The organism is Streptacidiphilus jeojiense (genome assembly GCF_000719095.1).
GTDB classification, from domain to species: domain Bacteria; phylum Actinomycetota; class Actinomycetes; order Streptomycetales; family Streptomycetaceae; genus Streptacidiphilus; species Streptacidiphilus jeojiensis.
The window spans coordinates 1-944 of the sequence record NZ_JOEH01000090.1; the positions used below are offsets into that span (position 1 = coordinate 1).

General features: G+C 67.6%; 1 protein-coding gene. It reads left to right on the forward strand.

What is annotated here, in order from left to right:
• Positions 1-944, forward strand: a 944-nt coding sequence (ispG, locus tag IF29_RS0141155; protein WP_030267702.1) for a flavodoxin-dependent (E)-4-hydroxy-3-methylbut-2-enyl-diphosphate synthase, incomplete at both ends; no start/stop codon positions are given.

Consider the following 944-nt stretch of genomic DNA (forward strand, 5'->3'; position numbering starts at 1 on the left):
AATGCGACGTTGCAGCAGATCGCGGAGCTGACGGCGTCGGGGTGCCAGATCGTGCGGGTGGCGTGTCCGTCGCAGGACGATGCGGATGCGTTGGCGACCATTGCGCGCAAGTCGCAGATCCCGGTGATCGCGGACATCCACTTCCAGCCGAAGTACGTGTTCGCGGCGATCGACGCGGGGTGTGCGGCGGTGCGGGTGAACCCGGGCAACATCCGGCAGTTCGACGACAAGGTCAAGGAGATCGCGAAGGCGGCGTCGGAGGCGGGGGTGCCGATCCGGATCGGGGTCAACGCGGGGTCGTTGGACCGGCGGCTGCTGGAGAAGTACGGCAAGGCCACGCCGGAGGCGCTGGTGGAGTCGGCGCTGTGGGAGTGCTCGCTGTTCGAGGAGCACGGCTTCCGTGACATCAAGATCTCGGTGAAGCACAACGACCCGGTCGTCATGATCGCGGCCTACCGGCTGCTGGCCCAGCAGTGCGACTATCCGCTGCACCTGGGGGTGACCGAGGCGGGTCCGGCGTTCCAGGGCACGATCAAGTCGGCGGTGGCGTTCGGTGCGCTGTTGAGCGAGGGGATCGGGGACACGATCCGGGTGTCGCTGTCGGCGCCGCCGGCGGAGGAGGTCAAGGTCGGCAACCAGATCCTGGAGTCGCTGAACCTGCGTCAGCGCGGTCTGGAGATCGTGTCCTGCCCGTCCTGCGGGCGGGCCCAGGTGGATGTGTACAAGCTGGCGGAGGAGGTCACCGCCGGTCTGGAGGGCATGGAGGTGCCGCTGCGGGTCGCCGTGATGGGCTGTGTGGTGAACGGTCCGGGTGAGGCGCGGGAGGCGGACCTGGGTGTGGCTTCGGGCAACGGCAAGGGGCAGATCTTCGTCAAGGGCGAGGTGATCAAGACCGTGCCGGAGTCGAAGATCGTGGAGACGCTGATCGAGGAGGCCCTGAAGCT